The following is an 18316-nucleotide window of genomic DNA, read 5'->3' on the forward strand; positions in this document are numbered from 1 at the left end:
ACCTCCTGCGGCTTGCTATATGTTGCAAGTTAAAGGTTATTTGGTTTAGATAACTTCTGGAGCCAAGGAAACGATCTTCATGAAATCTCTGTCGCGAAGTTCACGAGCAACAGGTCCAAAAATACGAGTTCCGCGTGGGCTCTTATCGTCCTTAACAACAACTGCTGCATTCTCATCAAATGTGATATATGAACCGTCTTTACGGCGAACCGTACGTCTTGTACGAACTACAACCGCTCTAACAACATCACCCTTTTTGACAACGCCGCCTGGTGTTGCTTGTTTGACAGAACATACGATCAAATCTCCAATTGCAGCTGTACGACGTCCTGTTCCGCCTAGAACTCGGATACACATCAGTTCTTTCGCTCCGGAGTTGTCGGCAACATGCAAACGTGTAAATGGTTGAATCATTTATATTTCCTCCTTTCGAACAAAAGGTACTAGAGTTTAGATAATAATCGCTTTTTCTACGATTTCGACCAATCTCCAGCGTTTATCCTTAGATAGTGGACGTGTTTCCATGATTTTAACAAAATCACCGATTTTCGCAGTATTGTTCTCATCATGCGCTTTAAATTTCTTAGTGTACTTAATGCGCTTGTGATACAAGTTATGCTTTTTATGAGTTTCAATAGCGACAACAATCGTTTTATCCATTTTGTCACTAACTACTTTACCGAATTGTACCTTTCGAGCATTACGTTCTTCACTCATTGTAAGCCTCCTTCCTGAATATAGACAACATCAGTCCGATTCAATTAACTAATCCCAAGTAATCTTTCATGGATAATAGTTTTAGCACGAGCTATTTCTTTACGAACATCACGAATCCGAGTTGGGTTGTCAAGCTGGCCAGTAGCCAGTTGAAAACGAAGATTAAAGAGTTCTTCTTTAAATCCGGATATTTTTTGTTCTATCTCAGCGGAGGTTAAGTTACGAAATTCACTGGCTTTCATTTGCTTCACCACCCACTTCTTCACGTTTTATAAACTTTGTTTTGATTGGAAGCTTATGTGCTGCAAGACGCATTGCTTCGCGAGCAATATCTTCCGGCACTCCACCAAGTTCAAACATGATTTTTCCAGGTTTAACTACTGCTACCCATTTTTCCACGTTACCTTTACCACTACCCATACGAACTTCTAGAGGCTTCTGTGTAATTGGCTTATCCGGGAAAATTTTGATCCATACTTTACCGCCCCGTTTGATGTAACGCGTCATAGCAATACGCGCTGCTTCAATCTGACGGTTCGTAATCCAAGATGGTTCAAGAGCTACTAGACCGTATTCACCGAAGTTCAATTCAGTGCCGCCTTTAGCTTGACCTCTCATATGTCCGCGTTGTTGCTTGCGGTGTTTTACACGTTTTGGTACCAACATGATTAGTTGCCTCCTTCCTGCGCAGCCTGTTTCTTAGCCGTAGGAAGAACCTCTCCACGATAGATCCATACCTTCACTCCGATTAGACCGAAAGTAGTAGCTGCTTCAGCTGTACCATAGTCAATATCAGCACGAAGCGTATGAAGTGGAACAGTTCCTTCGCTGTAGCCTTCTGAACGAGCAATCTCAGCACCGCCAAGACGTCCGCCAACTTGTGTTTTAATCCCTTTTGCACCAGAGCGCATAGTTCTTTGCATTGCTTGTTTCAAAGCACGACGGAATGAAACACGACGTTCCAATTGTTGTGCAATGCTTTCTGCAACTAGAATAGCATCCAGTTCAGGGTGTTTGATTTCCGATATGTTAATATGAACTTTTTTACCATCAGAGATTTTAGTAATTTGGCTACGAAGTACTTCTACTTCAGCACCACCCTTACCAATAACCATACCAGGTTTCGCAGTATGAATAGTAACGTTCACTCGATTAGCAGCTCTTTCAATTTCAATATGGGAGACAGCTGAATCTTTTAATTTAGCCTTAACGTAATCACGAATTTTAAAGTCTTCTACCAATAGAGTACCGAAGTCCTTGCCTGCGAACCACTTTGATTCCCAGTCACGAATAATACCTACACGCAATCCAATCGGATTTACTTTTTGACCCACTCGTTATCCCTCCCTTATTTTTCAGATACCACTAAAGAAATGTGGCTAGTGCGTTTGTTTATTTTACTAGCACGTCCCATCGCACGAGGACGGAAACGTTTCATCGTCGGCCCTTGGTTGACATAAACTTCACTGACAAACAGTTTGTTAATATCTAGTGAATAGTTGTGCTCAGCATTAGCAATCGCTGAATTCAACAACTTTTCCACAACCGGGGAAGCGGCTTTCGGAGTGTGGCGAAGAATTGCGATTGCAGCGCCAACTTCTTTACCACGTATCAAGTCAATTACCAATTGAACTTTACGTGCTGAAATCCGAATAGATTTAGCATGTGCTTTTGCTTCCATTGTGTTACCTCCTCTCAGACAAAGAGCTTAAAATATTATCTTCTTGTTTTCTTATCATCATCCGAATGACTTCTGTAAGTACGAGTTGGAGCGAACTCGCCCAATTTGTGTCCTACCATATCTTCCGTTACATATACAGGAACGTGTTTACGTCCGTCATACACACCGAATGTGTGTCCAATAAATTGTGGGAAAATAGTGGAGCGACGAGACCAAGTCTTAATAACTGCCTTTTTAGCCGAATCTTCCATAACTTCTACTTTTTTCAGCAAGTAACCGTCAACGAAAGGTCCCTTTTTTAAACTTCGACTCATATGTGAATCCTCCCTTCATCAAATCTTCTCGTTACTTTCGCATACTTCACAATGTTATGCACAATGTGCATTATTTTGTGCGGCCACGAACGATATATTTGTCAGAAGCTTTACCTTTTTTACGTGTTTTCCAACCAAGAGTTGGTTTACCCCAAGGTGACAATGGTGATTTACGACCGATTGGAGCACGTCCTTCACCACCACCGTGTGGGTGATCGTTAGGGTTCATAACTACTCCGCGGACTGTTGGACGATTACCCAACCAACGACTACGACCCGCTTTACCAATCTTGATTAGTTCGTGATCCCCATTACCTACAGAACCGATAGTAGCACGGCAAGTTTTAAGAATGTGACGAACCTCACCTGAAGATAAACGTACAGTTACGTACTTTTCTTCTTTACCAAGAAGTTGAGCCTCAGTACCAGCTGCGCGTACCAATTGTCCACCTTTACCTGGTTGTAATTCAATGTTATGAATGACAGTACCTACTGGAATGCTTCCTAGAGGAAGAGCATTACCAATTTTGATATCAGAAGTAGGTCCTGACTCGATTACATCTCCAACCTTCAGACCTTGAGGAGCGATAATGTAACGTTTCTCGCCGTCTGCATAATTGATCAGAGCAATGTTGGAAGTACGGTTCGGATCGTATTCAATCGTAGCAACGCGACCTGGTATGCCGTCTTTAGTCCGTTTAAAGTCAATAATACGGTATTTACGCTTATGTCCGCCGCCGTGGTGACGAACAGTGATTTTACCTTGGTTATTGCGGCCCGCATGTTTAAATAGTGGGCTCAACAAGGATTTCTCCGGTTCGTTTGTAGTTATTTCTTCAAACGTAGACACAGACATATGTCTTCTAGCCGGGGAAGTCGGTTTATACTTTTTGATTGGCACTGAATTTCCCTCCTTACTTTAGCGATTTTATTACTCTACTGCTTCAAAAAATTCTAATGGCTTACTATCTTTGCTTAGCGTTACAATAGCTTTCTTCCATTCTGATCTGTAACCAGAATATTTACCATAACGTTTAGGTTTCTGTGGAACACGCATTGTGTTAACACTTGTTACTTTAACCTTGAAAATAGCTTCAATTGCTTGCTTAATCTCGGTTTTATTAGCACGGAGTTCTACTTCAAAAGCGTACTTCAAGTCGCTCATATATTCAGCCGTACGTTCCGTAATAACTGGACGCTTGATCACATCGCGAGGATCCTTCATTACGCGAACACCTCCTCTACCTTCAGAACTGCTTCCTTCGTAATAATCAACTTGTCGTACATCAGTACGTCAAGGACATTAATGCCGTCCGCAGCTACAAATTTCACACCAGGAATGTTACGAGCAGACAAAGCTACTGTATCATCATAAGCAGGTGTTACAATTAGTGCTTTACGATCGACTTTCAAATTACTCAAAATTGCTGCAAACTCTTTCGTTTTTGGCGAACTCAATGTCAATGCATCCAGAACAATAATATTATTATTGATCACTTTGGAAGACAAAGCAGATTTGATTGCCAAACGACGAACCTTCTTAGGCAGTTTGAAAGTATAACTGCGTGGTGTTGGTCCAAATACCACACCGCCGCCCTTCCACTGTGGCGAACGAATTGATCCTTGACGTGCGCGACCCGTACCTTTTTGTTTCCAAGGTTTACGTCCACCGCCACGTACTTCAGAACGTCCTTTAACTTTGTGAGTACCACGACGTAACGAAGCTCTTTGTAGCAAGACAGCTTGATTCATAACATGGACATTCGGTTCAATACCGAATACCGTGTCACTCAATTCCACTTCTCCTACTTCACTTCCGCCGACATTAAAGAGGACTAATTTGGGCATTGTTGTTTCTCCTTTCTAAAGGTGATTATTTCTTCACCGTTTCTTTAATTTTCAAATAACTGTTTTTAGGTCCTGGAATAGCACCTTTAATGAGTAGAACATTACGTTCCACATCCACTTTAATTACTTCCAGTCTTTGAACAGTAATCGTTGTATGACCCATATGTCCTGCAAGCTTTTTACCTTTAGGAACACGGTTTGCTTGAATGGAACCCATGGAACCTGGTCTACGGTGATAACGAGATCCGTGAGACATTGGCCCGCGGCTTTGTCCCCAGCGTTTAATTACACCTTGGAAACCTTTACCTTTAGAAGTACCTGTTACGTCAACAAATTCACCTACAGTGAATACATCAGCTTTCAATTCTTGACCCACTTCAACAGTTGTGGAGTCAATCCCGCGAATTTCGCGAACGTAGCGCTTAGGCGCAGTGTTTGCCTTTTTCGCATGACCTATTTCAGGTTTGATCGCGTTTCTTTCCTTTTTATCGGAAAAGCCTAGTTGAACTGCTTCATAGCCATCGTTCTCTAGATCTTTCTTTTGCAAAACAACACAAGGTCCTGCTTCAACTACTGTTACAGGAATTACATTACCTTCAGGGGTAAATACTTGAGTCATCCCGAGTTTTTTTCCTAAGATACCTTTCATGTTGACACCTCTTTTCGTTTAAAAATTTCATTGCTTGATATTACAATTTTATTTCAATATCTACACCGGACGGCAGGTCCAAGCGCATTAAGGCATCCACTGTTTGTGGAGTCGGGTTCACAATGTCGATCAAACGCTTATGTGTGCGTTGCTCGAACTGTTCCCGCGAATCCTTATACTTGTGTACCGCACGTAGAACGGTAATGATTTGCTTCTCAGTCGGAAGTGGAATCGGCCCGGATACACTAGCACCCGAACGTTTTGCAGTTTCAACAATTTTCTCAGCGGATTGATCAAGAATTCTGTGATCATAAGCCTTCAAACGAATACGAATCTTTTGTTTTGCCATTTTAGTCCCTCCTTTTATCGCCCAATTTGGTATCGGACATACTCCGCGAAAATTTTCTAACAACCGCTCCATGGCAAAGGGGCCTGGTGTGTCAGTAACCTCTCACTTCATCGCAACGTCTCAGAACAACATTCATTATTATATATAATAGTAAGAGATTATGCAAGTATTATTTCAAACTTATTGAAAAGAAAATGGAGGGTCTTATCCATGGAGGACAAGACCCTCTATTGTAATTGCGTTCACATCACAATGTTGCTCGTTACAGTACACTGTTGCTTATGATTAAAGACCGAAGTCCTTTATTACTTAGTGATAGTTGCAACGGCGCCCGCACCAACAGTACGTCCACCTTCACGAATAGAGAACTTAGTTCCTTCTTCGATCGCGATCGGGTTGATCAATGCAACAGTAACACCGATGTTATCACCAGGCATAACCATTTCAGTACCTTCTGGCAATGAGATAACGCCTGTTACGTCAGTTGTACGGAAGTAGAACTGTGGACGGTAACCTGTGAAGAAAGGCTTATGACGTCCTCCTTCTTCTTTGGACAACACGTAGATTTGTGCAGCGAATTCTGTGTGAGACTTAACAGTACCTGGTTTAGCAAGTACTTGACCACGCTCGATCATTGTACGGTCAACACCACGAAGCAATGCTCCAATGTTGTCACCAGCTTGAGCGGAATCTAGCAATTTACGGAACATTTCCACACCAGTAACAACTGATTTCTTGGATTCTTCAACGATACCGATGATTTCGATTTCTTCTCCGACTTTAACAGTTCCACGCTCTACACGACCTGTAGCAACGGTACCGCGACCAGTGATAGAGAATACGTCCTCGACAGGCATCAAGAATGGTTTGTCAGTGTCACGAACTGGATCTGGTACATAAACGTCGATCACTTCGAACATCTCAACGATCTTCTGAGCCCATTCTCCAGTTGGATTAGCCAATGCTTCACGTGCAGAACCCTTGAAGATAGGAGTATCGTCACCTGGGAAATCATACTCGTTCAACAGGTCACGAACTTCCATTTCAACCAATTCAAGAAGCTCTTCGTCTTCAACAACGTCACATTTGTTCAAGAATACAACGATGTAAGGAACACCAACTTGACGAGACAACAAGATGTGCTCGCGAGTTTGTGGCATCGGACCATCAGCTGCAGATACAACTAGGATAGCCCCGTCCATTTGAGCAGCACCAGTGATCATGTTCTTAACATAGTCGGCGTGACCTGGGCAGTCAACGTGTGCATAGTGACGTGTAGGAGTTTCATATTCAACGTGAGATGTAGAGATTGTGATTCCACGTTCGCGCTCTTCTGGAGCTTTATCGATTTGATCAAACGCGATTGCAGCACCCCCGTAAGTTGTAGACAATACAGTAGTGATTGCAGCAGTCAAAGTCGTTTTACCGTGATCGACGTGACCAATAGTACCGATATTTACGTGTGTTTTATTACGTTCAAATTTAGCCTTTGCCATTTTAAATACATCCTCCTTCAATATATAAATTGTTTATGTTCATACATCGCAGAGCTAGGCAGGTTCACCTTTAACTCCGTTCTGTATGGAAAACTTGAATTATTCTTCACCTTTATGCTTCGCAGCAATTTCTTCGGAGATACTCTTCGGAACTTCTTCATAATGAGAAAGCTCCATTGAGAACACACCGCGTCCTTGCGTACCAGAGCGAAGCGTTGTTGAGTATCCGAACATTTCGGAAAGAGGAACCTTAGCACGAACAACCTGTGCTCCTGCACGAGCGTCCATACCTTCAATCCGTCCTCGACGGGAACTCAGAAGACCCATTACATCACCCATGTACTCTTCAGGCACTGTAACTTCTACCTTCATGATTGGCTCAAGAAGAACTGGCTTACACTTATCTTTAGCAGCTTTGAGCGCTAGAGAACCAGCAACCTTAAACGCCATTTCATTGGAATCGACATCATGGTAAGAACCATCAACGATAGTTGCTTTAACGTCCACAAGCGGGAAGCCTGCAATGACACCATTCTTCATTCCTTCTTCAATTCCTGCAAGAGCTGGAGCGACATATTCTCTAGGAACAGATCCACCGACAACCTTGCTTTCGAATTGGTTACCAGTACCTGCTTCAAGTGGTTCGAATTCAACCCATACGTGACCGTATTGACCACGACCACCGGACTGACGTACGAACTTACCTTCTACACGTGCTGGCGTACGGAATGTTTCACGATAAGCAACCTGTGGTTTACCCACATTGGTTTCGACTTTGAATTCACGACGCATACGCTCGATGATGATGTCTAGGTGAAGCTCACCCATCCCTGCCAGAATCGTCTGGCCTGTCTCTTCATCTGTATGTGCACGTAATGTTGGATCCTCTTCAGTCAATTTACCGAGAGCTACACCCAACTTATCTTGGTCTGCTTTAGTTTTAGGTTCAACTGCAATAGAGATAACTGGATCCGGGAAGTCCATTGATTCAAGAATTACCGGGAATTTCTCATCACATAGTGTATCACCTGTACTTGTATCTTTCAAACCTACAGCTGAAGCAATATCTCCACAGTAAACTATGGAAATTTCTTGACGGCTGTTGGCATGCATTTGAAGGATACGTCCGATCCGTTCGCGTTTACCTTTCGTTGCATTCAGTACATATGATCCGGAATTCAATACACCGGAATATACACGGAAGAACGTAAGTTTACCCACGTAAGGGTCAGTCATAATTTTAAATGCAAGCGCTGAGAATGGCTCATTATCATCAGAATGACGAACAGTTTCTGTACCATCTTCCAAATGACCAATAATAGCTGGTACATCGGTTGGTGCTGGAAGATAATCAACAACAGCATCCATCATTAGCTGAACTCCCTTGTTGCGATAAGAAGATCCACAGATAACTGGGAATATCTTCGTATCAACAACACCTTTACGAAGTGCCGCTTTTATTTCTGGAATTGTAATTTCTTCACCTTCAAGAAACTTCATTGTCAAATCTTCGTCCAACTCTGCCACTTTTTCGACTAGTTCTGCACGAAGTTCTTCTGCTTGAGCTTTATACTCTTCTGGTATTTCAACAACTTCGATATTTTGACCCATATCATCTTTATACATATGAGCTTTTTGCTCAATTAGGTCAATAATACCGATGAAGTTATTCTCTGCACCAATTGGCAATTGAATAGCCACCGCATTCGCACGAAGACGATCACGCATAGCATCAATTACGTTTAGAAACTCAGCACCAATGATATCCATCTTGTTCACGTATGCAATACGTGGTACGCCATAACGGTCAGCCTGTCTCCATACGGTTTCGGACTGAGGTTCTACGCCCTCTTTTGCACTGAACACACCTACTGCCCCATCCAACACACGAAGAGACCGTTCAACTTCAACTGTGAAGTCAACGTGTCCCGGGGTATCAATGATATTGACGCGGTGACCTTTCCAAGAAGCGGTCGTAGCTGCGGAAGTAATCGTAATTCCGCGCTCTTGTTCTTGTTCCATCCAGTCCATAGTCGCAGCACCTTCGTGTGTTTCACCGATTTTGTGCGTTATGCCTGTATAGTACAAGATTCGCTCCGTGGTAGTTGTTTTACCTGCGTCAATATGAGCCATGATCCCAATATTACGTGTATTATTCAAGGAGAACTCTCTTGTCATAAAAATAGTCTCCCTTCAACATCTCGTTTATTATAAAACAAATTCTACCAACGGTAGTGAGCAAACGCTTTGTTCGCTTCAGCCATTTTATGTGTATCTTCGCGCTTCTTAACAGCAGCGCCTGTGTTGTTGGAAGCATCAATAATTTCTGCTGCCAAACGTTCTTCCATTGTCTTCTCTCCGCGGTTGCGAGAGTAGTTCACGAGCCAACGTAGACCTAAAGCTGTACGTCTCTCAGGTTTCACTTCTAGTGGTACCTGGTAAGTAGAACCTCCTACACGACGAGCTTTAACTTCTAGAACTGGCATGATATTCTTGATAGCAGCCTCAAACACTTCCATCGGATCTTTCTCCGTACGTTCTTGAATAAGCTTGAACGCATTGTATAGAATTGTTGCAGCAGTACCTCTCTTACCATCCAACATGATGCGGTTGATTAGACGTGTAACTAACTTGCTGTTATACAACGGATCTGGTAATACGTCTCTTTTAGTAACTGGACCCTTGCGTGGCATGGATATCCCCCTTTCTTAAATCATTGAACCCTTCAGGATTCACTATTATTTTTTGACTTTCGGACGTTTCGTACCGTACTTGGAACGAGCTTGCATCCGATTGTTAACACCTGCAGTATCAAGTGCACCACGAACGATGTGATAACGTACTCCTGCAAGGTCCTTCACTTTTCCTCCACGAACCAATACGACACTGTGCTCTTGCAAGTTGTGTCCGATTCCTGGAATATAAGCAGTCACCTCTATGCGATTCGTCAAACGAACACGGGCATATTTACGAAGTGCGGAGTTTGGTTTACGTGGAGTCATTGTACCTACACGAGTGCAAACGCCACGTTTTTGCGGAGCCGTTAATCCAGTCTCTTCACGCTTCAAAGCGTTATACCCTTTATGCAATGCTGGGGATTTAGACTTGTAAATCTTGGATTGGCGTCCTTTACGAACTAGCTGATTAATTGTTGGCATTTTGTTGCCACCCCCTTCCCATATTAATGTCCCTTTATAACCTTTCCCAAGTCCACAGAGCCAGGCGGTTCATAAAAAGACAAATGAAAAGTTCTTGCCGAAAGAATATCTCTCCTCCGTAACAAAAACGTCTCTCAAAACTATTGTTTAATGACGGCAGCCATTGCTGCACCCACTTCAATGCTGCATGCTTCGCCCAATTCAACCATGGTATCCACATACGTTATGTTCACACTATGCTTCTCGCATAGCGCTACAATCTTTGAAATAAGCCGTTGATCCGCATCTAATGCTACATAAACATCTGTAGCTTGGCCTAACTCCACAGTTCTTGTGGTTTGTTTAGTACCGATTCGAACATGAAGATCCTGCAATCCTTTATCATTAGACATCTTTACGATTCCTCCAAAAGAACAGGCATGACGAAACTACTCGTGCACCTATGATATATTAGCACCCAATATTAATGATGTCAAGAAGTTTCTTGAATCTTTGTTTATAATAGTCGGTGCATTGAAGCCATGTACATTACACCATGACCTCAATGCAACCACTACCTTTATTCTACTGTAACAGCTTCCATTGCTTCTTTATCTTTGTTAACTCCTTCTGGATCAGCATATGTCACACTACGATAACGATTCATACCTGTACCCGCAGGTATCAACTTACCGATAATAACATTTTCCTTCAAGCCGAGAAGCTTATCGACTTTACCCTTGATAGCGGCATCTGTCAATACGCGAGTCGTCTCTTGGAAGGATGCTGCCGACAAGAATGAATCGGTCTCTAGAGAAGCTTTCGTGATTCCAAGAAGAACTGGTTTAGCAACTGCTGGTTCTTTACCAGATAGAATAGCTACTTTATTAGCTGCTTCGTATTCATGAATATCCGAGAATGCACCTGGAAGGAGCGTAGTCTCTCCAGCATCCACTATACGAATCTTCCGAAGCATCTGTTTAATCATAACTTCAATGTGTTTATCGTTAATTTCTACACCTTGGTTACGATATACACGTTGTACTTCTTGCAGAATGTAGTTCTGTACGCCACGAATACCTTTGATCCGTAAAATTTCTTTCGGGTCAATCGAACCATCCGTCAACTCGTCCCCAGCTTCGATCTCCTGTCCTTCGCTAACACGAAGACGAGAGCCGTAAGTAACCAGGTACGTTTTTGTCTCAGCTTCACCCTGAATTTCAATTTCACGACGGTCTTTGGTTTCGCGAATTTCTTTAACAACACCATCAATTTCACTGATTGTTGCTTGACCTTTCGGAATCCGTGCTTCAAAGAGCTCTTGAATACGCGGCAAACCTTGTGTAATATCGTCCCCGGCAACACCACCGGTATGGAACGTACGCATCGTAAGCTGAGTTCCTGGTTCACCGATAGATTGTGCCGCGATAATACCAACCGCTTCACCAATCTCAACGTGCTTACCAGTAGCTAGATTCCGTCCGTAACAAGTCTTACATACACCGTGACGAGCACGACAACTAAGAACAGAACGAATTTGTAGTTTCTCAACGCCAGCTTCGACAATAGCACTCGCTTTATCAGAGTCAATTAGTTCATTGCGCTTAACAATGACCTTACCTGTCTCTGGATGACGAACGGTCTCGAAGCAATAACGCCCTTCAATACGGTCATATAGATCCTCAATAACTTCTTTACCATCTTGAATCTTAGATACGCTAAATCCTTTATCCGTACCACAGTCCTCTTCGCGCACAATAACATCTTGTGCAACGTCAACGAGACGACGCGTTAGATAACCTGAATCGGCTGTACGCAGTGCAGTATCGGCAAGTCCTTTACGCGCTCCGTGAGTAGATAGGAAATACTCTAGTACAGTCAACCCTTCACGGAAGTTCGATTTAATCGGAATCTCTATGATACGTCCTGATGGATTGGCCATTAGACCCCGCATACCACCCAACTGCGTGATTTGCGATTTATTACCACGGGCTTTAGAGTCAACCATCAACATAATATTGTTATAACGATCCATCGATTTCATGAGCACATCTGTAAGCTCATCTTTCGTCTTGGACCAAATATCAATAACTCTGTCATATCGCTCTTCATTCGTAATCAAACCACGACGGTACTGATTCGTAACAACAGAAACTTTCGCATCAGATTCACGAAGGATTCCGTCCTTCTCTTCAGGAACGATAACGTCAGACACAGCGACGGTAATACCCGCACGTGTTGAGTACGTAAATCCAAGTTGTTTAATATCATCCAGAATAATGGATGTTTCCGTTGTATGGTAAGTCTCGAAACAACGAGCAATGATTTGTCCTAGATACTCTTTACCTATTGCCCCAGCTGTCGGAAGTTCCATCATTAGCTGACGAATATCCGCACCCTTCTCATATACGAAGTATTGTTCAGGTGTCCCTTGGAATAAGTTCTCACGTGTCGCTTCGTTAATATACGGGAAGCTACTTGGATAGATTTCATTAAAGATAATCTTACCGATCGTTGTAAGTAACATCGCGTCTTGCTGTTTCTCTGTAAAGTTAGTTTTACCCAGAGCCTTAACAGGAATCGCTACACGCGCATGTAGACCAGCTAATCCCCGTTGGTACGCAGATATAGCTTCATTTACAGTTCTCAGAATCAACCCAGTACCTTTTTCTTCTTTGTTATCCATCGTTAGATAGAATGTTCCCAGAACCATATCCTGAGAAGGTGTAACAACTGGCTTACCATCTTTCGGATTCAGTATGTTACCTGATGCTAACATAAGAATACGTGCTTCCGCTTGGGCTTCAGCAGACAATGGAACGTGAACAGCCATTTGGTCACCATCAAAGTCGGCATTATACGCCGTACATACGAGTGGATGAAGTCGAATAGCATGACCTTCAACTAGAATCGGTTCAAACGCCTGAATTCCCAATCGGTGAAGCGTAGGAGCACGGTTCAGTAAAACTGGATGCTCTTTAATAACTTCTTCAAGCACATCCCATACTTCAGGGCTTACGCGTTCAACTTTGCGTTTGGCACTCTTAATGTTATGAGCAAGGCCTTTATTAACCAATTCTTTCATTACGAAAGGCTTGAACAATTCCAAAGCCATTTTCTTAGGAAGACCACATTGGTACATCTTCAGATACGGACCTACGACGATAACGGATCGACCAGAATAGTCAACACGTTTACCTAGTAAGTTCTGACGGAAACGCCCTTGTTTACCTTTAAGCATATGGCTTAGAGATTTCAATGGACGATTACCAGGACCCGTAACCGGACGACCACGACGGCCATTATCAATTAGAGCATCCACAGCTTCTTGAAGCATACGTTTCTCGTTCTGAACGATAATGTCAGGCGCTCCAAGATCAAGTAGACGCTTCAACCGATTGTTACGGTTAATAACACGACGATATAAGTCATTCAGGTCAGACGTTGCGAAACGTCCACCATCCAACTGTACCATCGGACGAAGCTCAGGAGGAATAACCGGTAGCACATCCATGATCATCCACTCTGGCTTGTTCCCAGAATTACGGAATGCTTCAATGACTTCAAGGCGCTTAATCGCACGATTACGACGTTGGCCTTGTGCAGTACGGAGTTCTTCTTTTAGGAATACTAATTCTTTATCCACTTCAATATCCTGCAAAAGTTTCTTGACAGCTTCTGCACCCATGCCAGCATGGAATCCGTAACCATATTTCTCACGATAGCTACGATATTCTTTCTCAGACAAGAGTTGTTTCTTCTCCAGCGGAGTTTCACCAGGATCTGTTACAACATATGATGCGAAGTATATGATCTCTTCAAGTGATCTTGGAGACATATCCAAAGCTAGACCCATCCGGCTTGGAATTCCTTTGAAATACCAGATATGAGATACAGGTGCTGCAAGTTCGATGTGTCCCATACGTTCGCGACGAACTTTCGCCCGTGTGACTTCAACGCCACAACGATCACAGACAACGCCTTTATAACGGACACGCTTGTACTTACCACAGTGACATTCCCAGTCTTTCGTTGGGCCAAAGATCTTTTCACAGAATAGGCCTTCTTTTTCCGGTTTAAGCGTACGATAGTTAATCGTTTCCGGTTTTTTAACTTCTCCGCGGGACCATGATCGAATCTTCTCGGGAGAAGCAAGCCCGATTTTCATGTATTCAAAATTATTAACGTCCAACAAGGAGCAACCCTCCTTAATCTAGTACTAAATTAGTAAGTAACGTGAGTCGGGCAGTAAGGCAAGCCCAACCGCCGACCACATTTCTTTTATTCCCGTCCGACTTCTGCGCCTTCCAAGTTGAGGCTCAGCTTATCGCCCGATACCTCATCTTCATCATCGAGTTCTTTCATCTCGATTTCTTGCTCATCACCACTAAGGATCTTAACATCCATACCAAGGGATTGAAGTTCTTTAATTAGAACCTTAAATGACTCTGGAACACCTGGTTCCGGCACATTCTCACCTTTGACGATGGATTCGTACGTCTTCACCCGACCTACAACGTCATCGGATTTAACTGTTAAGATTTCTTGCAATGTATACGCGGCACCATAAGCTTCCAATGCCCATACTTCCATCTCTCCGAAACGTTGACCACCGAACTGAGCTTTACCACCCAGCGGCTGCTGTGTAACGAGAGAGTAAGGACCTGTGGAGCGAGCATGGATTTTATCGTCAACCATATGTGCTAACTTGATCATATGCATGACACCTACAGTAACTTCACGTTCAAACAAGTCACCCGTACGCCCATCATACAATTTCGTTTTACCATTACGTTGCATACCCGATTCTTCCATTGTATCAAACACGTCTTCCTCATTCGCACCATCAAATACCGGCGTCGCCACATGAATACCAAGTCGCATCGCTGCCATACCAATGTGCACCTCAAGAATCTGACCGATGTTCATACGAGACGGAACCCCCAACGGATTCAGTACAACTTGAACTGGTGTACCATCTGGAAGGAACGGCATATCTTCTTCAGGCAAAATGCGAGCTACAACACCCTTATTACCATGGCGCCCTGCCATTTTGTCACCTTCAGAAATTTTACGTTTCTGTGCAATATACACACGAACCATTTGATTAACACCTGGAGGTAATTCATCGCCGTTCTCACGGGTGAATACCTTCACGTCCACGATAATACCATCACTACCATGAGGAACCCGTAGAGAGGTATCACGCACTTCACGAGCCTTCTCACCAAAGATAGCATGAAGCAGACGTTCTTCTGCAGTCAACTCCGTTACACCCTTCGGTGTAACTTTACCAACTAGGATGTCGCCAGCGCTGATCTCAGCACCGATGCGGATAATGCCTCGCTCATCCAAATTCCGAAGTGCATCTTCCCCAACGTTAGGGATATCACGCGTGATCTCTTCAGGTCCCAGCTTCGTATCACGAGCTTCCGACTCATATTCTTCAATATGAATTGAAGTATATACGTCTTCTTTAACCATCTTCTCACTCAGAAGAATAGCATCCTCGTAGTTGTAACCTTCCCATGTCATGAATGCAACCACTACGTTACGTCCAAGAGCAAGTTCGCCCATTTCCGTAGATGGTCCGTCTGCAAGGATGTCCCCTTTTTTCACAACATCTCCTCTGTTAACGATTGGACGTTGGTTAATACAGGTTCCTTGGTTCGAACGCATAAATTTATGGAGTTTATGTTTCTCGATATCACCCTTCACTTCATTGCCGTCTACAACTTCAACACGGCGCACCCAAATCTCATTGGCAGAAGATCGTTCAATAATACCGTCATAATTGGATACAATACACACACCAGAGTCTTTCGCTGCTTTATGTTCCATCCCTGTACCAACCAATGGCGCTTTAGGAATTAGAAGCGGCACCGCTTGGCGCTGCATGTTAGATCCCATCAACGCACGGTTGGAGTCATCATTCTCAAGGAACGGAATCAGTGCCGTAGCGACCGATACCACTTGCTTAGGAGATACATCCATATAATCGACGCGATCGCTTGGCATCGTCAGAATATTATCCGCTTGTTTGTTATAACGCACGATGACAGTGTCATCACGAAATTTACTATCTTCTGTCAATACAGCGTTCGCCTGAGCGACGATATAGTTATCTTCTTCATCAGCAGTAAGGTAATCGATATGTTCCGTAACAATCCCTGTCTTCGGATCCACCCAACGATATGGAGCTTCAATAAAGCCATATTCATTGACACGGGCAAATGTAGACAATGAGTTAATCAACCCGATATTCGGACCTTCCGGCGTCTCGATTGGACACATCCGACCATAATGACTCGGATGGACGTCACGAACTTCAAAGCCAGCACGTTCACGAGTCAGACCGCCGGGTCCTAAAGCGGATAGACGACGTTTATGCGTCAATTCACCAAGTGGATTAGTCTGATCCATAAATTGTGACAACTGTGAACTACCGAAGAACTCCTTAATCGATGCAATGACAGGTCGAATGTTAATCAACGCTTGTGGCGTAATAACGTTCGCATCCTGAATGGACATTCTTTCACGGACAACACGTTCCATTCTTGAAAGTCCTATGCGGAATTGATTCTGAAGCAACTCACCAACAGAACGCAAACGACGATTACATAAGTGGTCAATGTCATCTGTGTTCCCTACGCCTTGAAGCAAGTCAAGGAAGTAGCTGATGGATGAAATAATATCAGCCGGTGTAATATTCTTAATTGNCTAAGTGGTCAATGTCATCTGTGTTCCCTACGCCTTGAAGCAAGTCAAGGAAGTAGCTGATGGATGAAATAATATCAGCCGGTGTAATATTCTTAATTGATTTATCAATATTAGCATTACCAATCACTTTGATAACTTTACCCTCTTCAATAGGAGAAAAGACATCGATGCTTTGAAGTGGTACTTCATCTGCATCAAGCGCGCCGTTAGCTACATGATATGTCTTAAGGCCAACACCTTTTTCCAAATAAGGGATCAGTTCGTCCAACAAGCGGCGATCTACCATTTGACCGGATTCAGCTAAAATCTCTCCTGTTTCTGGATCAACTAAATTTTGCGCCAACTTTTGATTGAACAAGCGATTTTTAATGTGTAGTTTTTTGTTAATCTTATAACGACCTACATTAGCTAGATCATAACGTTTCGGATCAAAGAACCGTGCTACCAAAAGACTCTTTGCATTGTCAAGTGTAGGAGGTTCACCCGGACGAAGACGTTCGTAAATTTCTATGAGCGCTTTCTCCGTTGAATCCGTGTTATCTTTATCCAGTGTATTACGGATATACGGATCGTCACCTATCAAATCTAGAATTTCAGCATCACTACCAAAACCTAATGCGCGAAGTAGAACCGTTACTGGTATTTTACGAGTACGATCAATACGGACATACATGATATCCTTCGCATCCGTCTCCAGTTCTAGCCATGCTCCACGGTTAGGAATCACTGTTGCTGTGTAATTCCTTTTACCATTCTTGTCGATTTTGGTGCTAAAATAGACGCTAGGAGAGCGTACCAACTGACTGACAATTACCCGTTCTGCACCGTTGATAATAAATGTACCAGTCTCCGTCATCAATGGGAAGTCGCCCATGAACACTTCTTGTTCTTTGACTTCTCCTGTTTCCCTATTGATGAGTCTTACCTTAACGCGTAGCGGAGCCGCATACGTGACGTCACGCTCTTTAGCGTCGTCCATGTTATATTTAGGCTCACCAAGGCTGTAGTCTATAAACTCCAGAACCAAATTACCTGTGAAATCTTGGATCGGCGAAATATCGTGAAACATCTCCCGCAATCCTTCCTCTAGAAACCATTGATAAGATTTCTCTTGGATTTCAATCAGGTTCGGAATTTCGAGTACTTCGTTAATTCGTGCATAACTTCGCCGAGTGCGTCGACCATACTGAACAAGATGTCCCGCCAACTTTAACTCACCCCTCATGTCTACTCACTTTAAAAATACATTGCGAACCTCTGTTTGGACATTTATAATGAAACCATACAGAGGAACTCCCACAAATCAAGAAAAGCCCTTACCCGAAATTTTCCGAACAAGAAGCACTTTCCAGTGGGTCTTACATCACACAGACCTCAGACTCAATAGAATAGCTCCACATACCAC

Annotated in this window: 18 protein-coding genes and 1 pseudogene; all 19 read right to left on the minus strand. The window is 43.2% G+C overall.

From position 1 onward, the window contains the following. Window positions 1–45: 45 nt before the first annotated feature. On the minus strand, window positions 46–414 hold the full coding sequence (gene rplN / locus AC1TO9_RS23870; protein WP_482057761.1) for a 50S ribosomal protein L14: 369 nt from the start codon (window positions 412–414) through the stop codon (window positions 46–48). Between the two features lie 36 nt (window positions 415–450). Then, complete coding sequence (gene rpsQ / locus AC1TO9_RS23875) at window positions 451–717, minus strand: 30S ribosomal protein S17 (RefSeq protein WP_438348977.1); 267 nt, start codon at window positions 715–717, stop codon at window positions 451–453. A 44-nt stretch (window positions 718–761) separates the two neighbouring features. Further along, entirely contained in the window at window positions 762–959 is a 198-nt protein-coding gene (gene rpmC / locus AC1TO9_RS23880; RefSeq protein WP_438348976.1) for a 50S ribosomal protein L29, read from the minus strand. Then, window positions 946–1383 (minus strand): 50S ribosomal protein L16, encoded by a 438-nt coding sequence (gene rplP / locus AC1TO9_RS23885; protein ID WP_482057762.1) that lies wholly within the window; start codon window positions 1381–1383, stop codon window positions 946–948. Before rplP ends, rpmC begins: the two co-directional genes overlap by 14 nt. Window positions 1384–1385: 2 nt before the next feature. Beyond that, window positions 1386–2051: a 30S ribosomal protein S3 gene (rpsC, locus tag AC1TO9_RS23890; RefSeq protein ID WP_482057763.1), complete on the minus strand. Its 666-nt coding sequence runs from the start codon at window positions 2049–2051 to the stop codon at window positions 1386–1388. A gap of 14 nt (window positions 2052–2065) precedes the next feature. Continuing rightward, a complete protein-coding gene (gene rplV, locus AC1TO9_RS23895; RefSeq protein ID WP_482057764.1) occupies window positions 2066–2398 on the minus strand; it encodes a 50S ribosomal protein L22 in 333 nt (110 codons plus the stop codon). A 35-nt stretch (window positions 2399–2433) separates the two neighbouring features. Beyond that, window positions 2434–2712, minus strand: a complete 279-nt coding sequence (rpsS, locus tag AC1TO9_RS23900; protein ID WP_482057765.1) for a 30S ribosomal protein S19 — start codon at window positions 2710–2712, stop codon at window positions 2434–2436. A gap of 70 nt (window positions 2713–2782) precedes the next feature. Continuing rightward, complete coding sequence (gene rplB / locus AC1TO9_RS23905; RefSeq protein ID WP_482057766.1) at window positions 2783–3613, minus strand: 50S ribosomal protein L2; 831 nt, start codon at window positions 3611–3613, stop codon at window positions 2783–2785. Between the two features lie 30 nt (window positions 3614–3643). Beyond that, a complete protein-coding gene (gene rplW, locus AC1TO9_RS23910; RefSeq protein ID WP_482057767.1) occupies window positions 3644–3937 on the minus strand; it encodes a 50S ribosomal protein L23 in 294 nt (97 codons plus the stop codon). Then, entirely contained in the window at window positions 3937–4560 is a 624-nt protein-coding gene (gene rplD, locus AC1TO9_RS23915) for a 50S ribosomal protein L4 (RefSeq protein ID WP_482060692.1), read from the minus strand. The genes rplW and rplD overlap by 1 nt, the downstream gene beginning before the upstream one ends. Before the next feature lie 25 nt (window positions 4561–4585). Continuing rightward, a complete protein-coding gene (rplC, locus tag AC1TO9_RS23920) occupies window positions 4586–5209 on the minus strand; it encodes a 50S ribosomal protein L3 (protein WP_482057769.1) in 624 nt (207 codons plus the stop codon). 40 nt (window positions 5210–5249) lie between these two features. Next, on the minus strand, window positions 5250–5558 hold the full coding sequence (gene rpsJ, locus AC1TO9_RS23925) for a 30S ribosomal protein S10 (protein ID WP_102715347.1): 309 nt from the start codon (window positions 5556–5558) through the stop codon (window positions 5250–5252). Window positions 5559–5863: 305 nt separating this feature from the next. Beyond that, on the minus strand, window positions 5864–7054 hold the full coding sequence (gene tuf / locus AC1TO9_RS23930; protein WP_482057770.1) for an elongation factor Tu: 1191 nt from the start codon (window positions 7052–7054) through the stop codon (window positions 5864–5866). Window positions 7055–7153: 99 nt separating this feature from the next. After that, a complete protein-coding gene (gene fusA, locus AC1TO9_RS23935) occupies window positions 7154–9232 on the minus strand; it encodes an elongation factor G (RefSeq protein ID WP_482057771.1) in 2079 nt (692 codons plus the stop codon). A gap of 44 nt (window positions 9233–9276) precedes the next feature. Beyond that, window positions 9277–9747: a 30S ribosomal protein S7 gene (gene rpsG, locus AC1TO9_RS23940; protein ID WP_482057772.1), complete on the minus strand. Its 471-nt coding sequence runs from the start codon at window positions 9745–9747 to the stop codon at window positions 9277–9279. Window positions 9748–9792: 45 nt separating this feature from the next. Next, a complete protein-coding gene (gene rpsL, locus AC1TO9_RS23945; RefSeq protein ID WP_482057773.1) occupies window positions 9793–10212 on the minus strand; it encodes a 30S ribosomal protein S12 in 420 nt (139 codons plus the stop codon). A 140-nt stretch (window positions 10213–10352) separates the two neighbouring features. Next, the gene (locus AC1TO9_RS23950; RefSeq protein WP_482057774.1) at window positions 10353–10604 is read right to left on the minus strand and encodes a ribosomal L7Ae/L30e/S12e/Gadd45 family protein; all 252 of its coding nucleotides are present in this window, start codon (window positions 10602–10604) and stop codon (window positions 10353–10355) included. Window positions 10605–10771: 167 nt separating this feature from the next. Further along, the gene (rpoC, locus tag AC1TO9_RS23955) at window positions 10772–14386 is read right to left on the minus strand and encodes a DNA-directed RNA polymerase subunit beta' (RefSeq protein ID WP_482057775.1); all 3615 of its coding nucleotides are present in this window, start codon (window positions 14384–14386) and stop codon (window positions 10772–10774) included. A gap of 86 nt (window positions 14387–14472) precedes the next feature. Beyond that, window positions 14473–18118: pseudogene (gene rpoB, locus AC1TO9_RS23960) on the minus strand (DNA-directed RNA polymerase subunit beta). Window positions 18119–18316 lie beyond the last annotated feature (198 nt).

Source organism: Paenibacillus sp. Y916 (assembly GCF_056786435.1).